This is a genomic window from Bryocella elongata, from assembly GCF_900108185.1.
Taxonomy (GTDB): Bacteria; Acidobacteriota; Terriglobia; order Terriglobales; family Acidobacteriaceae; genus Granulicella; species Granulicella elongata.
The window spans coordinates 261,423-283,524 of the sequence record NZ_FNVA01000003.1; the positions used below are offsets into that span (position 1 = coordinate 261,423).

The following is a 22,102-nucleotide window of genomic DNA, read 5'->3' on the forward strand; positions in this document are numbered from 1 at the left end:
CCAAAACTGTTGCACAACTTCAGCGCGAGGGCAGTCCGCGGGCCCGGGGAACCTTGCCCGGCGGGCGTCCGGCAGCTGCAAACGCAACCCCTTTTCTCTACAACGAACGGCTCCGGGGTTGACGCGTCGGTTGGGCGGCGGGATCCACGCAGAGCCCGTAGACTGTGGGCGGGATGAGGGCCATGATCGAGGGTTTTTTCGGGATGAGCAGGGGCATCGGACGAGCGGCGCGATGGGGTGTATGGGTCGCAGTGTGCGCACTGGCGCTGGTCATCACGGGCTGTGGCAGCGGCATCACCAACCCGGTCAGCGGGCAGGGAACCCCGGTCAGCATCCAGACGCTCGCGCTTCCCAGCGCGAGTGTGGGTGTCGCCTATAGTGCTGCCATCCTGGCGCAGGACGGGACGACGCCTTATACCTTCACGCTGGCGTCGGGCTCGCTTCCGGCAGGGCTCACCCTGGCGACCAGCGGAGTGATCTCCGGCACGCCGACCGCAGTGAGCAGCAACAGCTTTGTCGTGCAGGTGAAGGATGCGGCGGCGAACGTTGCGACGGCGACGCTGAATCTGACGGTGAGCACAGCGACGCCGCCCACGATTCAGACGTCCACGCTTGCTGCGGGCACGGTGGGCACGGCCTACACCGCAACGATCACCGCAGCCGGTGGGACAGCACCGTACACGTTTACGCAGACGGCCGGGACGTTACCCGCAGGCTTGTCGCTCTCGACCACAGGCGTGCTGAGCGGAACTCCCACCACCACGGGAAGCTTCACCTTTTCCGTCATGGTGACCGACAAGGCTGCGTTGACGGCGACCGCCAGCTTTACCGTGACGATTGCGGCCTCGTCGACCAGCCTTTCGATCGCGACGGCGACTCTGCCGGGCGGCACCGTGGGCGCGACGTACAGCGCGACGCTCTCCGCTGTAAACGGGACAGCTCCTTATACCTATGCGGTGAGCTCCGGCTCACTGCCGGCAGGTCTCTCGCTTAGCACGGCCGGCGTACTCTCCGGCACACCGACGACCCTGGGCAGCTCGACCTTCACGGTGAAGGTTACCGACTCCACGTCGGCGACGGCGAGTGCGAGCTTTACGGTAACGATCGGTGCGGCAGCGGCCGGACTCTCGATCACGACGAGCTCCCTCGCCGCCGCACAGGAGAACACGCCTTACCAGGCGACGATTGTCGCTACCGGCGGGACGGCGCCCTATAGCTTCGCCGTAACCAGCGGGACGCTGCCCTCGGGGCTCAACCTGAGTTCGGCGGGTGTGTTGACCGGAACACCCACGTCGGCCGGGATCGTGAGCATCACGATCACGGCGACAGACGCGCAGAGCAAGCAGGCCTCGGCGACGTTCTCGCTCGCGGTAAACGCCGCGAGCACGCTTGCGATCACGACGACGACGCTTCCCAATGGAACGTACTCGGTAGCGTACAGCGCGGCGATCACAGCTTCGGGCGGCACGGCGCCGTACAGCTTCGCGATCACGGGCGGGCAGATTCCGGCGGGGCTCACGCTGACCTCGGCTGGCGTGCTAAGCGGAACACCGATTGTGGGCACGGCCACCTCGACCTTCAGCATCACGGTGACCGATGCGGTCTCCAGCCGTGCGAGCGCGGTGTACTCGGTGTACATCGGCTACACCGGACCGGCAGCGATTGCCTTCACCAGCACGTCGCTGCCAACGGCCCTGGTGAACACTGCGTACACCACGGCGATTGGAGCCGGCGGTGGAACGACGCCGTACACGTTCAGCATCACGAGTGGAACACTGCCCACGGGGATGAGCATGAGCTCGGCGGGAGTCATCTCCGGCACAGCGACGACAGTCGGGTCCTATCCGATCACGGTGAAAGCCACGGATACGAGCAGCCCCCAGGGCGCCGCGACGGCCAACCTCACGCTGATCGTCAGCACGGTTTCGGCGACGGTGAGCATCGATGCGACCAAGACACTGTTGACCGTGCCGACCAACTTTTACGGCCTCCACACCTCCGTGTATGACACGAGCCTGAACGATACGGCGAACCTTCCCGCTCTGCTGGCGAAGACCGGTGTGACGGTGCTGCGATATCCCGGCGGTACCTACTCGGACAGCTACCACTGGGCGCAGTATGCGATCACGCCGTTCTTTACCTCGACGGCACCCGCGTGCGGTGTGCTGGCGAATGGCTCGCTTTCGACGGTGGGTGACTTCGGCAACTTTGTGAAGCTGGTAAAGGCCGCAGGCACACAGGCGATGATCACGGTGAACTATGGCACCAGCGTGTCCAGCGCGAGCGGCTCGAAGACCATAGGCAGCGATGGCCAGAAGACCTGCTCGGAGCCGAACTCGCAGGGCCAGCCGGAAGAAGCCGCGGCGTGGGTGGCGTACGCGAACGGCAGCACCACGAGCACACAGGTCATCGGCGTGGACGTAACTGGGTTCGACTGGAAGACAGTGGGCTACTGGGCCAGCATGCGCGCGGCAAGTCCGCTTGCGACCGATGACGGGTACAACTTCCTGCGGCTCGGACTCAGCGCGCCGGTCGGCATCAAGTACTGGGAGATTGGCAACGAGCTTTATTACAACGGCTGGGCGACGAACCACAACGCAGAGAGCGACAACCACGCGCCATATGTCTATCCGAGCGGCTACACGCCGGGCGGGTTCAACTCGCGCAACGCGGTCGATGCCTTGTCGCCTACCTCATACGGTACGAATGCTGTTCAGTGGATCGATGCGATGAAGGCCGTCGATCCCACGATCCAGATCGGCGTGGACTTCTCGTCGCCGATTGCGACGGACCCGATTCCGGCGAACTGGAATCCCGATCTCGCGAAGGCTGTCTGCGCAGGAACGAACATCGATTTTGCGATCATGCACTACTACCCGGGGACGTACCTGAACGTCCAGGCGAGCGAACTGCTCAGCCGGCCGCAGGTCGATATCCCCAACGTCTACGCCAACATCATGTCGGCGATCGACGCCTACTGCCCGGCGAACGCTGCGTCGGTGAAGGTGTACCTCACCGAGACGTCGCCGAACGGACCGCTCGCAACGAGCTTCCCGCAGCCGGCCCTGGGTCTCTTCACGCTGAACGACCAGATGAGTGCCCTGAAATCGGGCATTGGCACGATGGAATGGCTGGAGATGCACGACGGGACCTACCTGAGTGAATCGGAGACGCCGGGCCCTTCGTACTACGGCTTCCAGCTGGCTCATCTCGCAGCGGCGCCGGGCGACGGACTGCTCTCAGCGACGAGCAGCAGCCCCTTCGTTCTGGCGTGGTCGACGACGAAGACGACGGGCGGAGAGGGAGTGCTGCTGGTGAACGCCGATCCGTCGAATGCAGCGGTGGTCTCGGTGCAGATGAGCGGAGCGACGGTGGGTTCGACTGCGACCGAGTACAGCTATGGCGTCAGTACATCCCAGTCGGGAGGCGTGCTGAGCACCACCACCGTAAGCGTCCCGGGAGCGACCTTCCCCGTGAGCGTACCTCCGTACACGGCAGTCCTTCTGCTGCTCCACTAAGTGACCCTGTTGGCTGCAGGACTTAAGTCACCGCAGGTGCGCGGCTTGACCTATTTGGGGAATGTTGCCGGCGGACGCGTTTTCCTACGATCAGTGGAGCCAGAGATTGTCGGCGACGCGCAGCACAGGCTGCAGCGATCTGCCGATGAACTCTGCAACGACCGCTCAATCAGCAGGGCCGTCGGCTCGGAAGCCTTTGGCTCGACGAGGAGAAGGATGCAACCGGGATGACAGTGCGCAACGGAGAACGCGGCCAGGCAACGATCATGATGGCCATCTTCATGGGCCTCGTCATGATGGGCTTCCTGGGGTTCGCGCTGGACGTCGGATACTTCTTTCAGCAGAAGCGGCAGGCGCAGGTTGCGGCAGACGCGGCCGCAGTCGCAGCTGCCGAGGAGTACAGCTCCAACAACTCGAGTAACGCCCAGAGTGCGGCAAATGCCATCGCAGCCCTGAACGGGTTCAGTACGACCGCGACGACCAACCCGGCGACCGTGACCATCACGCAGCCGGCGAGTGGAGATTACTCCTCGGCCTCGACCGGAACGCCGAGCTGGGTGCAGGCCACCGTAAGTAAGCCGGTCCCGACATTTTTTCTCGCCGCCTTCAATGGCCAGGGCACGATGAATATTCTGGCGAGCGCGATGGCAGGTTACAACGAAACGAGTCCCACTTGTATCTGCCTGGAAGGTGGCACCGGCCAGGACCTGAACATGAGCAATAACTCGAAGCTCACAGCTACGGGATGCGGTGTTACGGTGAACTCGTCGAGCAACAACGCCGTCGGCATCGTAGGCAGCGCAACGTTGAGCGCGCTCTCCCTGGGGACAATTTCGACGACCTGGGATAATTCCAACAACGTAAATAACAACGGCAAGATCAGCTCGAGTACAAGCGTGGTGCTCGGGATCTCGTCCGGCTGCAGCCCTGCATTGCCAGCTGCTCCCACCTATGGCACCTGCTCCGCAGATCCGTTGAGTTCTGTACAGAACGGCGGAAGCACTTACACCGTAGGTCCGGGGTCGTCGTATGGAACAACGACCAGCGGGGGGACCACGGTCTGCTACAACGCTCTTACGGTCGGTGCGAACGGAGATACAGTAACACTGAACCCCGGGGTCTATGTGATCAACGGAGGATCATTACATTTTGAGAGCGGAACGCAGAAAGGTGGGAGTGGTGTGTTCTTTTATCTCGTCAATGGAGCGACCTTGACGATCGATAACGGAGCGAACCCCACGTTGTCAGCTCCCACGAGCGGCACGTACCAGAACGCTCTTATTTATCAGCCTTCGTCCAATACAAGCACGGTGAACTTCCAGGGCGGCTCCACTACCAACATCAGCGGCATCGTTTATGCTCCCGGGGCGAATGTGACGGTGGGCAACGGCAGCAGCTCCACCCTCAATCTGGGCATCGTGGCGCAGTCGCTGACACTTAACGGAGGATGCAACCTGACCTCGACGAATGCACCCAACCAGGGCACGAACAATTCCTCCGCAGCGACGCTGCGATAGTGAGCGCGATGCCTAGCTCCAGCACACAACCGGATAGCACGAGATCGCACTCGGAACGCGGCGCCGCTGCCATCGAGTTAGCGCTGGTGATGTGCCTGTTCTGTCCGATCGTGCTCTTCGGCACGGCCGACCTTGCCTCTATCTCCTATGACTCGATCGAGGTTGCAAGCGCGGCTCATGCCGGCGCCCTGTACGGAGCGCAAAGCACGACCTTTGCTTCGAATACCAGCGCGATCCAGTCGGCTGCCCAGGCTGAGGCCGCGGATTTCGGAACCAATCTCACCGTCACTCCGACGATCTTCTATGCCTGCTCCAGCGCGATCAACGGCACGCAGTACACGTCGCAGGCAACTGCTACCAGCAACTGCACAGGGAGCGGCAATCATGTGCTGGAGTTTGTGCAGGTCAATACGTCTGTGACCGTGAACGCTCCGTTCCATCTTCCTGCCATCGCGACGAGCTATACGCTGCATGGCCAGGCCATCCTGGAGGTGGAGGAGTGAGGTTTTTTTCCGTCAATCCGCTGCTTTCATGGGTGCGGCGATTTGGCTCTGAGGAGTCCGGCGAGTCGCTGATTTCCATCGCGCTGTCGCTTTCCATCATGCTCGGTTTTACCTTCGGCATCATCCAGGTGGGTCTGGGCTACTACAACAAAGAGCGCATGAGCGAGTGCGCTCGCGAGGCTGCGCGCTATGCGATCCTCCACGGAAACACCTGCACCAACAGCGGCGGTTCCTGCTCCCTGACCACGACGCAGATCGCCACGTACGCACAGGGTCTCGGCTATCCAAACCTTGGCAGCGGCACGACGACCTGCACGGCAGCCTTCTACACCTCCGCCGGGGCGTCGACGACCAGCAACGCGCCCGGCAACCTGGTGCAGGTGTCGTGCTCGTACACCTTCCCGTACAAGATTCCGTTCATGAACACTTCGCCGCTCACCCTCACGAGCGCGTCGGAGATGACGATCCTGATGTAGCCATCGCTGAGTGGCCGCGAGCAGCAGACTCCCCGATTCGATACCATCGGCTTGTATGCAAGCCTCTCGCTTCGAGTACCGATTTCGCTTCGCGCTGCACGCGCTGATCTATCTTCTCGGCTTCCTGTCACCGTGGCTGCTCTTCGGCAATGTGCTGAACATGGAGCCTCGATCCACGTGGCTGGTGTTGTCCTCCGCGATCACCCGCCTGGGCTGGCTGACCTTTCCGGGAGCGGTGCTCGCTCTGATAGGCCTGGCTCTCGTCCTGACCGGTGCAGCCGCGTTGCTGCGGGTCTGGGGAGCGGCGTACGTTGGCTCCGGGGTGGTCCGATCGGCCTCCATGCACGGAGAGGCGCTGCTCGCCGATGGACCTTACCGGCACACGCGGAACCCGCTGTACCTCGGCACGATGCTGCACACGATTGGCATCTCGCTGCTGATGCCACCGAGCGGGGCGATCCTCGCGGTCGTGCTCCTGATCGTGCTCAACATTCGCCTCGCGCTTGCTGAGGAGCCCTTCCTGCGTGAGCGCTTTGGAGAAGCGTATGTCCAGTACTGCTCCAAGGTGCCGCGCTTTCTACCGACGCCCTCGCCGCAGGTTCCTTCAGCAGGCCAGCGGCCACATTGGGGTCAAGCGGTTTTGGGAGAGCTCTACTTCGTGGGCGCATTCCTGACGCTTGCGATCTTTGGCTGGGACTTCAACGCGAGCCCTCTGCGCCGGGACCTGCTCATCTGCCTTGGCCTCGCGATCGTCGTTCGAGCATTCCTGCCGCCCGCACCAGCGACGGACGAGGCAGCCATCGCGCCGTAAGCCGGCGCAAGTTTCCCGCCTGTGTCCCGCACCGAAGCGCGCTGCAAAAAAAATGGGCCGAAGCTCGCGGAGAGGAACTCCGCAGGCTTCGGCCTCGCGCATTCTGAGCGTGCACTCAGATGCTGTTCTCCCTGAACCGCGCAGAGGCGGAGCAGGGAGAGATGGCTACTTCTTGGGGGGAGCGATCGCGTCCTTGGCAACCTTCGCCACGCGGAACTTGACAACGGTCTTGGCCTTGATCTTGATGGCTTCGCCGGTCTGGGGGTTGCGGCCCATGCGCGCCTTGCGCTCGGCCTTGACGAGCTTGCCGATGCCGGGGATGGTGAACTCGCCGTTCTTCTTGGTCTCCTTGACAGCGGTCTCAGAGAGGAGCTCGAGGAAGCCAGCGGTCTGCTTGTTGGTGAGCTCCAGCTTTTCTGCCAGCGTGCGAACGAGCTGCGTCTTGGTCATACCCTTTGCCATTTCGTATCACTCCTTGTTGCTTTGATTTTTCAAATGCAGTTGCTTTGATTTTCAGTTGCTTTGACTCTGCTGCGTCGATTGAGCGTAGGCCCGAAGACCCAACTCCGCACCAGGCACTGTAACCGTCAAGCGAGTTCGATTTCTATTGAGCCTCCGCGCTCAGCAGCTCGAAAACACGCGTGGGGCCTGTGTTTCATGCGGGTGCGGAGAACCGCGCCGATGTTCACGATCAACCTTCGCGAACTGTTTGTCAACGGTATTTGTACCGTTTCCACAGGTTTTTATCCGCTTTGGTCCGAAATTCACCCATTTTTCCCGGATATTCGGGGGGGAGGACGGCTCAAACCCGCATGAGCAGCGGTGATTCGTCGCACCTCGATGAGCGGAAAGCATACATCGGCCGGCGGTGCAAACTACGTGGAAGAGAACGCGCGGGTATTACGGTCGAGGTACTGCGCCGGCAACAGCGCAGGCACGATGCCTCAGAGCCACTCGTTGGCGGAGGACTTCGTCGGTTTGGATGCAGCGAGAATGGCCGCGTTCAGCGCGTCGATCAACGGGGCCGCAGCCTTGAAGCCCTTCGCGACGTTCTTCACGAGCGAGGGCTCGAGCGCGGCTTCACCCGGAAGCAGCACATGCACACCCCAGTTCTTTGCGCGAAGAAGCTCATCGGCAGGATGATCTGCGGCGAAGCCTTTGGGCATGCGGGTAAGAGCCTGGGGATCGATCAAGGTGACGGAGACGCCCGCGACCTTCGTGCGGAGCGCAGCCTTCAGCAGCTTGCGGTACTCGGCGTGGTTGTCGGCCATCCACTCGCGGATGGCGAGCAGCTGCGCGCGCTCGGGCATGTAGACACCGCCGGCGACCATCACCTGGTCGGGATGCGCATGCATGTAGTAGCCGCCGCCGGAGGTCTTCTCCATGCCATAGCGTGCCCACCAGGCTGAGACCTGCTTCTTGTAGGGCGCCTTGTTCTTGCTGAATCGCGTGTCGCGATAGATGCGCATCATGACCTTCTTCGGGTCGCGGACGTGGTCGGGCGCGAAGGAGAGCATCTCGTGATTGAGCGCATCGATGAAGGCGAGCATGGGCGTCTTGAGCTCAGCCTCGTAGACGTCGCGACGGGCCTCGAACCAGTCGCGGTCGTTGTGGCGAGCCAGGTCCTTGAGGAACTTGATTGCGTTGGGAGAGAAGTGCGGAGCCATGCAGGTTGGATGATAGCGCGAGGCGTAGAGGATCACGCGATGCGGCTCGGGGCAGAGCTGCACGCCGACGCAGGTCTGCTCTTCGGCCTGGCGAAACTCGATCAGCATGTTGGGAAAGAGGCTGGCGCGGGTTGACCTTTGTGGAGGAGAATCGTCGCACGGCAAGGAGGCTCTGATGCGACTTCCTCTCTTCGTGGTGATGGCACTTGGTTCCTCAGTTGGTTCCGCGCTGGACTCGGCGGCCGCTTGCGGACAGGCGATGATGACGAATCCTGCACCTGCTGAGCAATGCGGTGTGGGACTATTCGCTCAGCAGCGGTCCACAGGCGTCACGGTGTGGACGACGTTGTTCGAAGATCACGACCAGGCTCCGCAGGATAAGAGTGGGCTGCATGTCGTCGTTACACCGCAGAAGGCGCTGCGCGAAGTAACGCTGCGCGTGACGTTTCTGCCGTACGGTCTGCGTGCGGTTCCCACGGACAGCATTACGAAGAGGGACATGCAGGAGCAGACGCGGACGTTTCATCTCAGCGCGAAGGACGCCACGGAAAAGAAGCTCACAGGGGACCTGCTGCTGGGGCGTGTCTCGGGTGTGAAGAGCGTTGCGGTCGAGGCCCTTGAGTTTGCAGATGGAAGCTCGTGGAAGGCGCCCACGAACAATCCATGCAGTGTTGCTCCGAGCGGATATCTGCCCGTTCGTCTTGAGTAGACCCGCACACGCAAGAGGAACATGGGTCTGTCGACCCCGGACTGCCCGCAGGCCACGCGCTAAATTCGCGATACCACCCCAATGCGGAGCTATGATTTAGCAGTTGAATCGTCTGGAAGGCAGGGGAGCGGCAATGACCTATGCGGCGGATGACAAAAGGCTGGCCAAATGGGAGAAGGGGCTGCAGGACGCAGTTCTGGCAAATCCGGGCCCGTGGAACTCCTACGATGACGATATAAAGGCCGCGCTGGCAATCTACACCGCGAAACTGAGCTCGATTCCCGGCTACCAGGAACCTGACTGGAAGCTGATCAAGGCGATGATCTGGGTTGAAACCGGCGCGCTGAACAGCCAATGGACGACGGCTCCGATGCAGATCGGTGTGAATGGCGATCCTGGCCTGCGCGAGCTGCTGCGAACCCCGCAAGGGCAACTCATTCTGCCTGCGAGTTACCGGGGCATCCTGACGGAAGCGAACGTTCCAAAGGATGGCCACCTGAACATCGAAGCCGGCATTGGGTACCTGCTCAAGATCCAGGCCAAGTTCGGTTGGGTGCCTGCGCTTTCGACAGACAGGCCTGAGCACGTCACCATGAATCAACAGGCGGCCCTCGCGCGCTTCGGCGTATGCACGATCTGGGAACTTCCCGAAGCCCAATTGGTATCAACGATGGAAGAACCGATGTTGCCGCCGATCAGTGTCATCCCTGTCCTTCCACCGGCCAAGAGTGCACATGGCCCGCACAAGAAGGCTGCGCCCAAGAAGATATTAGGAATCACGGGATGGAAGACACTGACGCCTGAGTTTGTAGGAGCCCATTACAACGCGGGAGATGGGAATTACGCGAAAAAACTGCGATATGCGATGGATCTGATGGACGGCAAAGTTCCAATTCCACCGAAGCCCGCGGTTACAACGGCGCCTCCACTGCGAAAGGCAATCCCATGAGGCTTAGAACGTTGTCCGGGCTCACGATGTGCGGCGCGTTACTTGCCTGTGCTCAACAACCCGGAGACCCCATCCCTGCGGTCCACCTCCGCGGGGACACGCGCGCATGCCACGGCAGGTTCGATCTCACAAGCTCAGGTCTCCTTTGGACGACGACCTGGAGCAAATGCTCCTCTCACCCTCTGCACGTCCTCTCACACGACGAATCGACGTGGACTTTCGGAATTTCACCAGCGCCTGGATGCCGATACGCGGTCGCGCAGTTGACCGACGTCGCTAAGCAGCATCACCTTCCCCCCGAAGACTCACCGCAGTGGGTCGTGAGCGGCTTTGAAACGATGGCAGGTTTCCGTGAACATCCCGGCACCGTGGATATCGGTTGCAACCTGGAATAGCGGAGATACCGAAGATCTTCGGCGGAGGCATTGCGGCGCAGGTATTTCTCGCAAGCCCCGCCAAAGTCGGATAAGCCAGACAGGCAAAAACATAGCGGCGAGAGGATTGTCCTCTCGCCGCTATGTTGCTGCGGTGAATCTGCCGGAGAGCTTACTTCTCGCTCTTGATGGCGTTGGGGTAGAGCCCGGGGATGGGAGCGCGGAGCTTGTTCTCGTCTTCGGGATGCGGGAAGGGCTTGCGGGGCATCATGGCTTCGCGCTGGCTGGTGTTGTAGAGGAAGATGGCCTCGACGATGGCGGCCTGCTCGAGATCAGCCTGGCGCAGGTGATCGTAGGTGTCCATGTCGGAGTGATGCGTACGGGTCTCGTAGTCCAGCTCATCCTGGATGTACTGGAATCCAGGCAGGCCCACGGCGTCGAAGCTGAGGTGATCGGTGCCACCGGTGTTGCGGTTGGTGATGGTGGTGACGCCGAGATCCTTCAGCGGAGCGATCCACTGCGCGAAGATGGGCGCGATGGCGAAGTTGCCCTGCGTGTACACGCCGCGCACCTTGCCGCTGCCGTTATCGAGGTTGTAGTAGGCGTCGAGGGTCTCCCACTCCTTGGTCGTGGTGAGCGGGCCGCGGGCACCACCCATGAAGGAAGGAACGCCATCGTCGCCACCCTTTGCCGGAGCGAACGTGCCGAAGTGCTGATCGACATAGCCCTTGGAGCCGTAGAGGCCCTGCTCCTCGCCGGACCATAGAGCGATGCGGATGGTGCGGCGCGGCTTGATGTCCAGCGCCTTGAGAATGCGCATGGCTTCCATCGCGACGACGGAGCCTGCACCGTTGTCGGTGGCGCCGGTGCCGGAGATCCAGCTATCGAGGTGGCCACCGACCATCACAACCTGGTCCTTCAGCTTCGGGTCGGTGCCCGCGATCTCGCCGACGCTGTTGAAGCCGTGCTCGTGGTCGCCGGTGAACTTCGTCTCGATGTTCACTTCCAGGTTGACGGGCACACCGGCCTGCACCATGCGGGCGATGCGGTTGTAGTGCTCGATCATCATGACGGCGTTGGGCACGGGAACCTTGTTCTCGGGCTTCTGCGCGGACTGAGCGAGGTTGGCTCCGTTGTCGTCGAAGATGATGCCGGAGCCACCGCCGTTGCCGCCATCACGGGTGGGGGTGATGACGGCGAGCACACCTTCGTCGGCCATCATCTTCACGGCCTCGGTACGAGCCTTGGCACGAGCGAGGCGCTCCCGCATGAAGGCGCGGATATCGGTGGGCTGGCCGGGGCGAGGCGCACGCGGCTTCTCAGGGCCGGTCATCTCGTCCAGTTCTTCCTGGGTGTAGCGATTGAAGAGCGGCTTGTCGAGGTCCGGGGTCTCGCGGGTGTCACCGGCGAGGACGATCTTGCCCTTGAGGCGGCCCTCGTACTTGGCTAGAGCTTCCTTGGTCACCTGGGGAAGGAAGATCACTTCGCCGGAGACGGCGCCGGGCGTGGACATGGACCACGGGGCGGCCTGCATCCAGAGCGGCTCGGGGTCAGGCGAGACCATGCGGGCCCAGGTGTTGATCTGCTGCCAGCCCATGCCGAAGTCACCCCAGTCTTCGAGGTGAGCGTTGACGAGGCCGATGCGCGTGAAGGTATCGCGAGTCCACTCGTTGGCCTTCTTCATGTTGGGCGAGCCCGTCAGGCGAGGCCCAATGCCTTCCGTGAGCGCGGCGGCAAAGTCCATGACCTTGCCGTGGGTCATGCCTTCGGTGCGAATGCGCTGATACATCGTGAGGTCCAGCGACTCGGTGGCCGGCTGCGGACCGTAGTACGAAGGCTCAGGTTTTTCGGCGGCGAAGGCGGCGGGCGGGCAGAGCAACAGCGCCACAAGGGCCGGGCTCACAGCTTGCGCAATACGTCTCATCTGCAAGGAACGTTCTCCTACTGGGGATGACTGGAAGCATAGACCAAGCCGCCATAAGGCGCGACGGCCTGACAATCGATTGGCTTCACGAAGTCGTAGGGAGAGACGAGTTCACAGGCAGGAAAAGACGCGGGGGCGCTGCGGAGTCCAGCAGCTCTGGTGAGTGGGAAGCGAGCTAGTTCTCGGAGCGCGTGCGTCGGGCCTTGCGGCGGATCCAGAGGTAGCCGAGGTACACGTAGCTGACGATCAGCACCACAAGACCGATGGGAAAACCGATGTCCCGATAGGTGCGGGCGAAGTCGACGGGCTTGTGCGTCACGCTCAGGTAGACCAGAAAACCCATGATGGCGCAGAAGGTGGAAGCGAAGAACGAGGCCATTCCTGCGGCCGTTCCCATCAGCAGGGATTGAAACCAGCCGAGGTCCCCAAGCGGGACTCCCAGCACGACGCCGTCGCGGCGGGCCTGTTCGACATGATTCGCGGTAGCCATCTGGAGTTAGAATACGGCAATGGCTGACTCTCTGCCGGGCGGGCTGGTTCTAGCGACGCAGGTTGCACGCGAGACCGAAGTTCGGCGTTCCTCCAACGGTGTCCACTTTGCCACCTTTGGCGAGACTGGCGTCGCGGACCTTGACCTGGACCGGATGCTGGAAGCAGTGCCCACCACCATCGTCAGCGCCCTGAAGGCGAATACGTACTACTTTGTGCCGCTGGCCCTGCGAGAGCCGGCCCAGGACCTCGACGCCGCGTCGCAGCGCAAGGCGGACCAGCCGATGGTCGCCAGGAGCTACACGGAAGAGTTCTCGGACGCGGCGATCTGCCACCGCAACGTCGAACTGGGGCACGGCAACCGCGGGATCTTCATCTCCACGCGGCTGATGGGCGACCGCTTCGCCCTGTGCTTCGAGTTCTTTATCAACGTGGCCCATGCCTTCGTGGACGAGGCGGGCGTTCCCGCGAGCTTCGCAGACCTCGCCTGGCAGCAGGCCGTGGCGAACGTCCGTGGGGAAACTTCGCTCGACGCCTGGGAGTCACGCAACCTGGCTTTCGGACGGCCCGCCAACGGCGAGCCAGAGGCCCAGGCGCCGCGCCGCAATCGCGCCGCAAGCCAGCCGCAGCGCAGCTTCGCAGCGACGCTCAGCGCAGCCGCAAACCCCGCCATCGACGAGCGGGAAAAGACGCTGTTTCTGGAAGCTGGGTTCTCGGACGCGATCGCGATCTACCTGCTCTCGCTGGCGATGGACTTCGACTACGGCGAGCTGCGGGAGCGGGAGTATCCACTGCTGGCGCCGGCGGCTCTCGCTGCCAGGCTGAAGCTGGTCGCTGAGCTCTTCCCGCCGAACGCGGGGTATGAGTTCGCGGTGAAGTACCGGCGCAGGGCGTAGCCGCTCCCCGCGTTTAGCGCACTGCGCTCATGGCAGCGCGGAAGAGCTTCTCGAAATCGCTTGCTACGGCGCTATCCTTGGCTGCGCTCTCGACGGCCTTCTGCGCGATGGGCCTTGGATAGCCGAGGTTGACCAGAGCGCTTAGAACGTCTTCCGCGACAGCTCCCAGGGAAGGCGTGGCTGTTGGCGACGGCATTGCTGCCGCCATGTCGTCGAGCTTGTCCTTCAGCTCCAGCACGACGCGCTCGGCGGTCTTCTTGCCGATGCCGGGGATCTTCGTGAGGGTCGCGTGATCGCCCCCGCGAATCGCTGCGATGAGGCGGTCGGCGCTGATACCGCTCAGGACGGTGATCGCGAGCTTCGGGCCGATGCCGGAGATGGTCAGCAGCTTCTCGAAGAGACGTTTCTCGTTCAGCTCTGCGAAGCCATAGAGAAGGAGTGCATCCTCTCGCACATGGGTGTGCACGTGGAGCCTGGCTTCGGCGTTCACCTCGCCGATCTCGGTGTAGGTGGCGACGGAGATCGCGAGCTCATAGCCGACACCCTGGCAGTCGACGATGACGGAGTTGGGGGTCTTCGCGAGGATCTGTCCGCGGATGTGCGCAATCACAGGACGAGTTTAGAGCAAATCTACGCCTCGCTATACATCGACAGGCACTTTGCTCCAGCGGATCGGTCGGGTGCGGTCTCAAGCAAGAACAAAAGCGGATGATTGAGTTGCGAGTTGTCAGTTTCGGGTCGCGAGTCAATCCCGCTTCGCGCTGCGAAGGATCAGCACTGCATTCACGACCTGGAGTGCGAGAAAGACGCCGAGGACGATCTCGAAGACGAGGTGGCCGCGCAGCTTGATCATCAAGGCCACGACGGCGACAGCGCCTATGCTCAGGAGCGTGAGACCCGTCTTCGATCCACTGTCCATCACTGTCCCTCCGCGCTGGTTGTCTCTGCGATGTAGGTGTCGTGGATGATCTGGCGCAACCGCTTGGTCAGCGCGTCGGCATCGCGGGTGGTCATGCCCATCGTGTCGATGGGTTCACCGATGATGAGCTTGAGCGGGCGCGGACGGAGCACGTAGGTGTGCATCGGCAGCAGCTCGTAGGTGCCTACGAGGGTGATGGGCACTAGCGGCACCTGTGCCTTGATGGCCATCCATGCGGCCCCGGCGACCATGGTCTTCACCTCGCCATCGGGTGTGCGGCCACCTTCGGGGAAGAGGACCAGCGGGAGACCACTGTCGAGGGTCTTCACACCACGGCCGAGGCTTGCAATGAGCGAGCGACCGGAGCCCGTGTCGATTGGCACCTGGCCCGAACGCTGCAGGTACCAGCCGATGAACGGCACCTTCCAAAGGGAGGCCTTGGCGAGGATGCGGAACTGGAAGGGAAGCTTCGCGAACAGCGCCGGGGTGTCGTAGTAGCTGAGGTGGTTGGAAGCATAGACCGCGACGGGGCGATGGCTATCCGAGCGGCGAAGCGGCTGCAGATGCTCGACGCCTTCCACCTTGATGGGCGCCATCGCGATGCGCAGCAGCACGCGCGCCCATTGCCTGGCGACCCAATGCTGCTGACGCCCGGTACCGTCCCAGAGGCCAACGAGAAGCGACAGCGTGCCAAAGGCCCCGGTGGCAATGCCGACCAGAGGCATCAGCAGCAGGTAGGTGAGCCACTGCAAGGGCAGCGGAATCTGCGGACGCGGAGGTACAGCGACAACTGGAGCCTGCGACTCCTCAGCCTGGGGCTCGTCTCGAAGTGTGACCTGCTCTGGCACTCTCTCGATGTTAGAGCTTTTTCCCTATTGCCGGGACGGCCTGCGGCTTGCGTTCGGCAAGAGCCACGGTACGAGCTTCCCCAACGAGGAAGATCGAGCCGGTGACGACGATGATGCCTTCGCTGGGCGTAACGGCCTCGGCCTGGGCCAGTGCCGCAGGCACATGCGGAGCGGCGTGGAAGGGGACGTCGAGCTTGCGGGCAGCGGCTTCCAACTCCTCGAGCGAAGCCGCACGTGGGCTCTGGATCGGCGCGAGGACGACGTGGTCGCCCGCGCGGTCGGGATCGCCGGAGCTGGAATCGAAGAGCGGCAGCAGCACCTGCATCATCTCGTCGACAGGCTTTTCGGCCAGGCAGGAGAAGACGAGCGTGCGCGGCATGGTGGGCGGCAGCAGGGAGAGCGCGGAGCGCAGCGTCCACGCACCTGCGGGGTTGTGAGCGACGTCGAGCAGCAAAGGCGCATGCACGCGGCCATCGGGAGCAAGGCGAGGGGGAAGCCACTCGAGGCGTCCCGGCCACACCGTATCGCGCACGCCCTGTTCCATGGCCTCATTGCTGATCGCAAAGCCGTGGTTTGTGCGTAGCTCCACGGCGGTCGCAATCGCGAGCGCGATGTTGCGCTGCTGATGAGGGCCGGACAGAGGGGAGTCGATGTGCAGGATCTCGCCGTCGAGCGAGAGATCGTAGCGGTTGCGCCCCAGCGGCGAATCGAGGCGGGCCAGCTGCCGTTCGGAGGCCGGATCGGGAGCGACGAGGCGCGTACCCGGCAGGCAGCGGGCTGCGTCCACGCCGCGCACGTTCAGGGCGACTGCGATCTCGCCGATGGCGTAGTTTGCCTCCTGATGCTGCGACAGGGTGACGAGCACGCCATCCTGGCGCAGAATGCCGGCCTTTTCGGCGGCGATCTTCGCGATGGTGTCGCCAAGGTACTCCATGTGATCGAAGCCGATATCGGTGATCACCGAGATGATCGGCTCCACGGCGTTGGTGGCATCGAGGCGGCCGCCGAGCCCGACCTCGAGGATCGCCAGCTCCACACCCTCATCCGCGAAGTAGCAGAAGGCGACGGCGGTCATGGCCTCGAAGAAGCTCGGGGGATGGGGCAGGACGCTCTGCTCTACCAGCAAACGGGCGGCAGAGTTTACTCGCTCCACGAGGGATCCGAAGATCGCGTCAGGAATTTCCTCGAGGGAGCTTCCGGTCTCCCGAGGCTGCGAGACGCGAATGCGTTCGTTGATGCGCTCGAGGTGCGGAGAGGTGTAGAGCCCGCAGCGAATGCCGGCAGCCGCGGCGATGGAGGCAAGCGTAGAAGCCGTTGATCCTTTTCCATTTGTGCCGGCGATAAGCACGGAGGGGAAGCGATTCTGCGGATTTCCGAGCGCCTGCGACAAGGCTCGAATGTGGTCAAGCGAGAACTTCCGAACGCCCGTAACAGTCGTATGACCCTTCGGTAACTCGGCTCCAAGTGACGATAAAGTGGCTAGCGCGTCGGTGTATTTCAAGGTATTGTCAATCCTGCTGATCGGGCCAAACTTAGGAGAATAGAGTACCGCGTGGGGCGGGCCAGCCGTTGGCTGCCGTTCGATTCGTTCCCCCCTGCACTCCTTGTGTAGAGCCATCGCGCTCACCCTTGAGGATTCAAGTCAGGACACCCCATGCAAGATGTTGCGATCTTTTTCTCCTTTGTGACCTTCGTGATGTTTCCCTGCTATCTGGCCTATCGTTCGGGCACCACGGATCGCAACGACGGTTAGACAATATTGCACGCTTTGCCCAGGCAAAGCATGAAGTTACGAGACTCGCCCCCGTGTGCGTCCCCAACTGGTCACAGCGTGCGGGCATGGCAAAGGCGTCCTGCCCGGCCCCGCAACGCCAGACCATCCGACCGCTCCGCCAGGTAGCGATTGTGCAGTGCCGGGCCGTCCATATCCTCGATGACGGCCATCCCCGCGTGAGCCAATTCCGCGGCTAACTCCTCTGGCCTGAAGAACAGCTGAAACGGCTCTCCCGCCTGGGCGACGCGCGCCGCCATGGAATCCAGCATCAGTTGCTCGTTGTGCGAGAGAACCTCGCGGGGCTGCGAGTAATCGAAGACGACATCGCTCCCCCTGGCCAGAGAGCCGAGGAGAGCGATCGTGCCGCGGAAGGCTTCCGGTGTCAGGTAGGGAACGACCCCCAGCCACGCGGTGACGGTCAGCAGGTTGAAATCAAAGCCCGCGGCGGCAAGTTCTTCGCGAAGGCTCTGGCGCTCGAAGTCCACGGCAACGAAGCGCATGGTGGCCGGAAGCTGAATGTGCGCGGCGGAGAGCCGCTCCTGCTTCCAGGCCTGCGTGGCGGGATGATCGACCTCGAAGACGCGGACCTGCGCGTGCGGGTTGCGATAGGCGAAGGTGTCGAGCCCGGCGCCGAGAACGAGATACTGGCGCGCGCCGCTCTCCTTCACCGCACCCGCGAGGACATCCTCTGCCAGACGGGCCCTGACCACCATGAACGCGCGCAGGCCTGCAGAGAAGGGGCGGCGGACGGAATCCGGAGTGCGGCTGAGCTCCTCGCGCGCCTCGGGACCGAGGATTGGAACAGCCAGCGGGTCGTCCAGCACGCGCGGCAAAGCATCGTGGATCTGGTGTGCTGCACGACGCAGTGCTACGCGCAGAGCCGTGCGGGAGGGCTGAGCTTCGATCATGCTTCTACCTTATGATTGCCGCTTGTGAACTTGTGAAAAGGGAGCATAAGCTAACAATGTCTGGCGACGCCGAGGAATACCGCCGTGCAGTTTGACTGGGACGACGCAAACATCCTTCACCTTGCACGCCACGGAATCACTCCAGGCGAAGCAGAGGAAGCGATCCGGAACGGCTCGGTGATCCTCGAAAGTCAAACCGTCAATGGAGAGCAACGGCTCACCGAGGTAGGAGAGACTGCGATCGGCCGGACGATCACCCTGATAACCGTGGATCGTGACGGCCAGATTCGCGCGATTACGGGCTGGGACGCGACCCGGTTTGAGCGCCTTGCCTATCTGGAAGCAATTTCCGATTGGAGCTGATCATGTTAGACGTGAAGATTCCGGCCTTTGCAAACGAAGCGGACGAGGCAGCCTGGTGGGACTCGAATCGCGACCTTGTGTCCGAAGAGTTTGCATTAGCGGCACGGGAGGGACGCCTTCTCCGCCGCTCCGATAGCAGTACCCCGTCTGCTGAAGTACCTGGTCTCTGTTTGAGCGATGACGAATTACTGAAGGTACACGACGCCGCGCGCAGACGCCGAATCACATTCCTTGAGTACGTGCGTCTGGCGGTTCATGAAGCCCTGGACCGAGAACCTGCCGCATAGGGGAACAGCCGCAGGTGCTGCGAAGCACCCAACTTACGCTTTGTCCTTCATCCAGCTCAGTGCATTGATGAGGTAGTCCTTCAGCTCGCGGCGGGGGACGATGGCGTCGAGGAAGCCGTGTTCGAGGAGGAACTCGGAGCGCTGGAAGCCCTCGGGGAGTTTCTGGCGAATGGTTTGCTCGATGACGCGGGGGCCGGCGAAGCCGATCAGGGCGCCGGGCTCGGCGATGTTCAGATCGCCCAGCATGGCGAAGCTGGCGGTGACGCCACCCGTGGTGGGGTCGGTCATCAGGCTGATGTACGGGATCTTCGCGTCGTCCATCTTCGCGAGGCCAGCGGAGATCTTGGCGAGCTGCATCAGGCTGGCAATGCCTTCCATCATGCGGGCGCCGCCGGAGGCCGAGACGATGATGAGGGGGTGGCGCGTCGCGAGAGAGCGATCGACGGCGCGGGCGATGGTTTCGCCGACGACGGCTCCCATGGAGCCACCAATGAAGCTGTACTCCATGACGGAGAGAACGATCTCGTGCGGCCCCATCCTGCCGATGGCATTGATGATGGCGTCGTTGAGTCCGGACTTCTTCTGCGCCTGGCGCAGGCGGTCCTTGTAGGGCTTGAGGTCGGTGAACTCGAGCGGATCCGTCGAGGTCAGGCCGCCATCGACGAGCTCGTAGCCCTCGTCGAGGAGGTTGGCGATCCGGGACCGGGCGTCGAACTTGAAGTGGTAGCCGCAGTTGGTGCAGACCTGCAGATTGGCTTCGAGATCGGCCTTCCAGATGACCTTGCGGCACTGGGGACACTTGATCCAGAGGCCCTCGGTGCGGACCTCGTGCCCCTCGGGCGGTACGATCTCGTTGTCTTCGCGCTTAAACCAGCTCATCGCTTGGGCGGATCTCCGGCCCCGAAACTCGGGCCTCCGCCATTGTATCGAACCCCGCGGGACTGGGCTTAACGCGGCGGCAAGCAGACTGGTGCAGAATGGAGCGACCTCGCTCCCTATGCCACCCGAGAACCATCCCTCGAGCGCTCCACGCCAGTCCGCGACGGCTGTCTTCCTGGCCTTTCTGCGGTTGGGCTGCACGTCGTTCGGCGGGCCCGTGGCGCACCTGGGGTACTTCCAGCGGGAGTTCGTGGAGAGGCGGGCATGGGTCTCCGCCGACGCCTACGCGGAGCTGGTGGCGCTGTCACAGTCTCTGCCCGGTCCAGCCAGCAGCCAGGTGGGGTTTGGCATCGGAATGCTGACGGCGGGAATGCCGGGAGCGCTGGCGGCGTGGGTGGGGTTTACCGGCCCATCGGCGGCGCTGATGCTGGCGTTTGCGTTTGGTCACGCTGCGTTGCGGGGACCCCATGCCATGGCTGCGCTGCATGGGCTGCAGCTGGTGGCAGTGGCGGTGGTGGCGCAGGCGGTGCTGGCGATGCAGAAGAAGCTTTCACCCGACGCGGTCCGGATGGGGATTGCAGCTGTGGCGGCGGCGCTGGCGCTGTGGCGGCCAGCAGGAGTGGGGACGCTCGCGGTGCTGGTCGTGGGGGCTGCTGCGGGAAGAGCCCTGCTGCAAGGCAAGGTCGCGGAACCAGCAGCTGCCGTATCCGGACTGTGTCTATCGCGGCGTGTGGGCGGGGTGGCGCTGGGGACGTTCGCCGTGCTGCTGCTGGCCGCAACGCTGGCGGCGAAGGGGAACGTCTTGAGCGCGAGGACGCTGGCCGCGGCGTTCTACCGTACCGGAGCATTGGTCTTCGGCGGAGGCCACGTGGTGCTGCCTCTGCTGCAGAACGCGGTGGTGGCGAAGGGGTGGATCGGGCAGGACGCGTATCTGGCGGGCTACGGCGCGGCGCAAGCGCTGCCAGGACCGCTATTCAGCTTCGCGGCGTATGTGGGCGCCGCCGCGCAGCCAGCGGCGCACCCTCTGCTGGACGGCCTGCTGGCGCTGGTGTGTCTCTTCCTGCCAGGGCTGCTGCTGATTACAGCGGCGCTGCCGTTCTGGGGCGCAATTCGCTCGCGAGCGTCGTTGCGATCGGCGCTCGCGGGGATCAATGCAGCGATGGTGGGGGTGCTGTTCGCGGCGATGGTCCATCCGGTCTGGACTGAGAGCGTGCACAGCTTCGTAGATGTGGGCGTCGCCGGTGGCGTGTTCGCGGTGCTGACGCTTACGCGGATGCCGGCGTGGGCGATTGTGCTCTGCGTCGGCGGGCTGAGCTGGGCGGCAAGCCTGCTGCCAGCTGGGATCAGGCCGTAGCCCACTCGGGGACGCTGCCAAAGACCGGCAACGAGACTTCCGCCTGCGGCTCCGGCGTATGCACATGGAAGCAGCAGCGGGGATGGGCAGCCGGGTGGTCGGTGCTCACTGCGTGGTGGCGGCGGAGCTCACGCATCAGCTGGGCACGGAGGATGGCTTGTTCTTCCGGAGTCTCGGGGGATTCAGAGGACCAGTGGGTGAGAAATCCCTGGCCACACACGCTGCAGCGGATGTCGCTGCCTGCATTCGACGCCTCGCACCGTAACCGCATGGTGGGCCTCCTTCCCGAAGAGTGTGCCTGCGTACGCACCGCCCGTCGGTAGAGACCCCATCGGCGACGGAGGGTTGCGGGATGAGGGTTGAGCGGTGGGTGGGACAGAGAGGTGTTTCAGAGTGGGACAGTTGGACGTAAGCTGACGTAGAGTCCCCATGAACGAGCGAAGCACAGCAGAGATCTACGAGGAGTTCCGCGAGTTGGCGCAGGCATACTGCAAGGCTCTTGAGGTAGGAGCCGAGCTATCCATTCTCCGAACCCACCTCCTGAAGCTTTATGTTGCAGCAGTATCTCTTCCCGCAATTCCATGCGGTCCAGCCCCAACCAGGGACATTACTCACGACGAGGCCATGGGAATCTTCCGGCTCATTGGAAAGAAACTCCCGATTGACTACTACTGGGATACCTTCCAACCACTCGCTGATCCTCCGGAGCTTGCGATTGCGAGCTCGCTCGTGGATGACCTAACCGACATCTGGCGCGATCTGAAAAACGGTCTCCTGGCACTTGAGAATGCCGACGCCGCGGCCGAGAGGGGAGTCTGGTGGAATTGGCGCTTCAGCTTTTATTCGCACTGGGGGCACCACGCCATCGGAGCCCTGCGGGTACTGCACGATTACCTGAAGCCCGAAGACTAGCGCAAGGCAGCGCGCAAACGGATAT

The 22,102-nt window shown here is 62.8% G+C and carries 22 protein-coding genes; 11 read left to right on the forward strand and 11 right to left on the reverse strand.

The window, feature by feature from the left end; genetic code table 11:
• Nucleotides 1-182 precede the first annotated feature (182 nt).
• From C4S68_RS10240 to C4S68_RS10260, 5 genes are all read left to right on the forward strand, one after another.
• Nucleotides 183-3,518, forward strand: coding sequence for a putative Ig domain-containing protein (locus C4S68_RS10240; RefSeq protein ID WP_160115092.1), 3,336 nt, complete (start codon nt 183-185; stop codon nt 3,516-3,518).
• Between the two features lie 227 nt (nt 3,519-3,745).
• The gene (locus C4S68_RS10245; RefSeq protein WP_103932970.1) at nt 3,746-5,035 is read left to right on the forward strand and encodes a pilus assembly protein TadG-related protein; all 1,290 of its coding nucleotides are present in this window, start codon (nt 3,746-3,748) and stop codon (nt 5,033-5,035) included.
• 8 nt (nt 5,036-5,043) lie between these two features.
• Nucleotides 5,044-5,538 carry a TadE/TadG family type IV pilus assembly protein gene (locus C4S68_RS10250; protein ID WP_160115093.1) on the forward strand — a complete coding sequence of 165 codons (495 nt, stop codon included), beginning with the start codon at nt 5,044-5,046 and terminating at the stop codon, nt 5,536-5,538.
• The gene (locus C4S68_RS10255; protein WP_103932972.1) at nt 5,535-6,014 is read left to right on the forward strand and encodes a TadE/TadG family type IV pilus assembly protein; all 480 of its coding nucleotides are present in this window, start codon (nt 5,535-5,537) and stop codon (nt 6,012-6,014) included. The genes C4S68_RS10250 and C4S68_RS10255 overlap by 4 nt, the downstream gene beginning before the upstream one ends.
• A 55-nt stretch (nt 6,015-6,069) precedes the next feature.
• Entirely contained in the window at nt 6,070-6,825 is a 756-nt protein-coding gene (locus C4S68_RS10260; RefSeq protein WP_103932973.1) for a methyltransferase family protein, read from the forward strand.
• Nucleotides 6,826-6,990: 165 nt separating this feature from the next.
• Here the strand turns inward: C4S68_RS10260 and C4S68_RS10265 are convergent, their stop codons facing one another.
• Nucleotides 6,991-7,287, reverse strand: coding sequence for an HU family DNA-binding protein (locus tag C4S68_RS10265; protein ID WP_103932974.1), 297 nt, complete (start codon nt 7,285-7,287; stop codon nt 6,991-6,993).
• Nucleotides 7,288-7,769: 482 nt separating this feature from the next.
• Nucleotides 7,770-8,600 carry a DUF2461 domain-containing protein gene (locus tag C4S68_RS10270; protein WP_235011503.1) on the reverse strand — a complete coding sequence of 277 codons (831 nt, stop codon included), beginning with the start codon at nt 8,598-8,600 and terminating at the stop codon, nt 7,770-7,772.
• A 67-nt stretch (nt 8,601-8,667) separates the two neighbouring features.
• Here C4S68_RS10270 and C4S68_RS10275 point away from each other — a divergent pair, with 67 nt between their 5' ends.
• Both C4S68_RS10275 and C4S68_RS10280 read left to right on the forward strand, forming a co-directional pair.
• Nucleotides 8,668-9,201, forward strand: a complete 534-nt coding sequence (locus tag C4S68_RS10275; RefSeq protein WP_103932975.1) for a hypothetical protein — start codon at nt 8,668-8,670, stop codon at nt 9,199-9,201.
• Between the two features lie 103 nt (nt 9,202-9,304).
• Nucleotides 9,305-10,150, forward strand: coding sequence for a hypothetical protein (locus tag C4S68_RS10280; RefSeq protein ID WP_146072101.1), 846 nt, complete (start codon nt 9,305-9,307; stop codon nt 10,148-10,150).
• Nucleotides 10,151-10,696: 546 nt separating this feature from the next.
• On the opposite strand, the gene C4S68_RS10285 is transcribed toward C4S68_RS10280, so the two are convergent.
• Both C4S68_RS10285 and C4S68_RS10290 read right to left on the reverse strand, forming a co-directional pair.
• Nucleotides 10,697-12,448: a M20/M25/M40 family metallo-hydrolase gene (locus C4S68_RS10285; RefSeq protein ID WP_103932977.1), complete on the reverse strand. Its 1,752-nt coding sequence runs from the start codon at nt 12,446-12,448 to the stop codon at nt 10,697-10,699.
• A gap of 175 nt (nt 12,449-12,623) precedes the next feature.
• Nucleotides 12,624-12,938, reverse strand: coding sequence for a hypothetical protein (locus tag C4S68_RS10290; protein WP_103932978.1), 315 nt, complete (start codon nt 12,936-12,938; stop codon nt 12,624-12,626).
• Nucleotides 12,939-12,957: 19 nt separating this feature from the next.
• On the opposite strand from C4S68_RS10290, the gene C4S68_RS10295 reads away from it, so the two are divergent.
• On the forward strand, nt 12,958-13,833 hold the full coding sequence (locus C4S68_RS10295) for a hypothetical protein (RefSeq protein WP_103932979.1): 876 nt from the start codon (nt 12,958-12,960) through the stop codon (nt 13,831-13,833).
• 13 nt (nt 13,834-13,846) lie between these two features.
• On the opposite strand, the gene ruvA is transcribed toward C4S68_RS10295, so the two are convergent.
• The 5 genes from ruvA to C4S68_RS10315 all read right to left on the reverse strand — a co-directional run bounded on the left by ruvA (nt 13,847) and on the right by C4S68_RS10315 (nt 18,282).
• On the reverse strand, nt 13,847-14,443 hold the full coding sequence (gene ruvA / locus C4S68_RS10300) for a Holliday junction branch migration protein RuvA (RefSeq protein WP_103932980.1): 597 nt from the start codon (nt 14,441-14,443) through the stop codon (nt 13,847-13,849).
• 135 nt (nt 14,444-14,578) lie between these two features.
• Nucleotides 14,579-14,752, reverse strand: a complete 174-nt coding sequence (locus C4S68_RS23175; protein WP_160115094.1) for a hypothetical protein — start codon at nt 14,750-14,752, stop codon at nt 14,579-14,581.
• On the reverse strand, nt 14,752-15,600 hold the full coding sequence (locus C4S68_RS10305) for a lysophospholipid acyltransferase family protein (protein WP_235011504.1): 849 nt from the start codon (nt 15,598-15,600) through the stop codon (nt 14,752-14,754). The genes C4S68_RS23175 and C4S68_RS10305 overlap by 1 nt, the downstream gene beginning before the upstream one ends.
• A 10-nt stretch (nt 15,601-15,610) precedes the next feature.
• Complete coding sequence (locus C4S68_RS10310) at nt 15,611-17,101, reverse strand: bifunctional folylpolyglutamate synthase/dihydrofolate synthase (protein WP_103932981.1); 1,491 nt, start codon at nt 17,099-17,101, stop codon at nt 15,611-15,613.
• A 323-nt stretch (nt 17,102-17,424) separates the two neighbouring features.
• Complete coding sequence (locus tag C4S68_RS10315; protein ID WP_103932982.1) at nt 17,425-18,282, reverse strand: class I SAM-dependent methyltransferase; 858 nt, start codon at nt 18,280-18,282, stop codon at nt 17,425-17,427.
• A gap of 84 nt (nt 18,283-18,366) precedes the next feature.
• Between C4S68_RS10315 and C4S68_RS10320 the strand changes: the two genes are divergently transcribed.
• Nucleotides 18,367-18,645 (forward strand): BrnT family toxin, encoded by a 279-nt coding sequence (locus C4S68_RS10320; RefSeq protein WP_103932983.1) that lies wholly within the window; start codon nt 18,367-18,369, stop codon nt 18,643-18,645.
• A gap of 320 nt (nt 18,646-18,965) precedes the next feature.
• On the opposite strand, the gene accD is transcribed toward C4S68_RS10320, so the two are convergent.
• A complete protein-coding gene (accD, locus tag C4S68_RS10330; protein ID WP_103932985.1) occupies nt 18,966-19,811 on the reverse strand; it encodes an acetyl-CoA carboxylase, carboxyltransferase subunit beta in 846 nt (281 codons plus the stop codon).
• A gap of 118 nt (nt 19,812-19,929) precedes the next feature.
• On the opposite strand from accD, the gene chrA reads away from it, so the two are divergent.
• Nucleotides 19,930-21,165 (forward strand): chromate efflux transporter, encoded by a 1,236-nt coding sequence (gene chrA / locus C4S68_RS10335; protein ID WP_103932986.1) that lies wholly within the window; start codon nt 19,930-19,932, stop codon nt 21,163-21,165.
• Here chrA and C4S68_RS22930 read toward each other — a convergent pair.
• Nucleotides 21,155-21,436 carry a hypothetical protein gene (locus C4S68_RS22930; protein WP_146072102.1) on the reverse strand — a complete coding sequence of 94 codons (282 nt, stop codon included), beginning with the start codon at nt 21,434-21,436 and terminating at the stop codon, nt 21,155-21,157. The two genes, chrA and C4S68_RS22930, sit on opposite strands and share 11 nt — an antisense overlap.
• 158 nt (nt 21,437-21,594) lie before the next feature.
• On the opposite strand from C4S68_RS22930, the gene C4S68_RS10345 reads away from it, so the two are divergent.
• Nucleotides 21,595-22,077 carry a DUF5063 domain-containing protein gene (locus C4S68_RS10345; protein WP_103932988.1) on the forward strand — a complete coding sequence of 161 codons (483 nt, stop codon included), beginning with the start codon at nt 21,595-21,597 and terminating at the stop codon, nt 22,075-22,077.
• Nucleotides 22,078-22,102 lie beyond the last annotated feature (25 nt).

Bases quoted from the DNA above. Each gene is read 5' to 3' on its own strand.
- C4S68_RS10240 (WP_160115092.1), top strand. From the start codon at position 183: ATGATCGAGGGTTTTTTCGGGATGAGCAGGGGCATCGGACGAGCGGCG.
- C4S68_RS10245 (WP_103932970.1), top strand. From the start codon at position 3,746: ATGACAGTGCGCAACGGAGAACGCGGCCAGGCAACGATCATGATGGCC.
- C4S68_RS10250 (WP_160115093.1), top strand. From the start codon at position 5,044: ATGCCTAGCTCCAGCACACAACCGGATAGCACGAGATCGCACTCGGAA.
- C4S68_RS10260 (WP_103932973.1), top strand. From the start codon at position 6,070: ATGCAAGCCTCTCGCTTCGAGTACCGATTTCGCTTCGCGCTGCACGCG.
- C4S68_RS10265 (WP_103932974.1), bottom strand. From the start codon at position 7,287: ATGGCAAAGGGTATGACCAAGACGCAGCTCGTTCGCACGCTGGCAGAA.
- C4S68_RS10270 (WP_235011503.1), bottom strand. From the start codon at position 8,600: ATGCTGATCGAGTTTCGCCAGGCCGAAGAGCAGACCTGCGTCGGCGTG.
- C4S68_RS10275 (WP_103932975.1), top strand. From the start codon at position 8,668: ATGCGACTTCCTCTCTTCGTGGTGATGGCACTTGGTTCCTCAGTTGGT.
- C4S68_RS10285 (WP_103932977.1), bottom strand. From the start codon at position 12,448: ATGAGACGTATTGCGCAAGCTGTGAGCCCGGCCCTTGTGGCGCTGTTG.
- C4S68_RS10290 (WP_103932978.1), bottom strand. From the start codon at position 12,938: ATGGCTACCGCGAATCATGTCGAACAGGCCCGCCGCGACGGCGTCGTG.
- C4S68_RS10295 (WP_103932979.1), top strand. From the start codon at position 12,958: ATGGCTGACTCTCTGCCGGGCGGGCTGGTTCTAGCGACGCAGGTTGCA.
- C4S68_RS23175 (WP_160115094.1), bottom strand. From the start codon at position 14,752: ATGGACAGTGGATCGAAGACGGGTCTCACGCTCCTGAGCATAGGCGCT.
- C4S68_RS10315 (WP_103932982.1), bottom strand. From the start codon at position 18,282: ATGATCGAAGCTCAGCCCTCCCGCACGGCTCTGCGCGTAGCACTGCGT.
- accD (WP_103932985.1), bottom strand. From the start codon at position 19,811: ATGAGCTGGTTTAAGCGCGAAGACAACGAGATCGTACCGCCCGAGGGG.
- chrA (WP_103932986.1), top strand. From the start codon at position 19,930: ATGCCACCCGAGAACCATCCCTCGAGCGCTCCACGCCAGTCCGCGACG.
- C4S68_RS22930 (WP_146072102.1), bottom strand. From the start codon at position 21,436: ATGCGGTTACGGTGCGAGGCGTCGAATGCAGGCAGCGACATCCGCTGC.
- C4S68_RS10345 (WP_103932988.1), top strand. From the start codon at position 21,595: ATGAACGAGCGAAGCACAGCAGAGATCTACGAGGAGTTCCGCGAGTTG.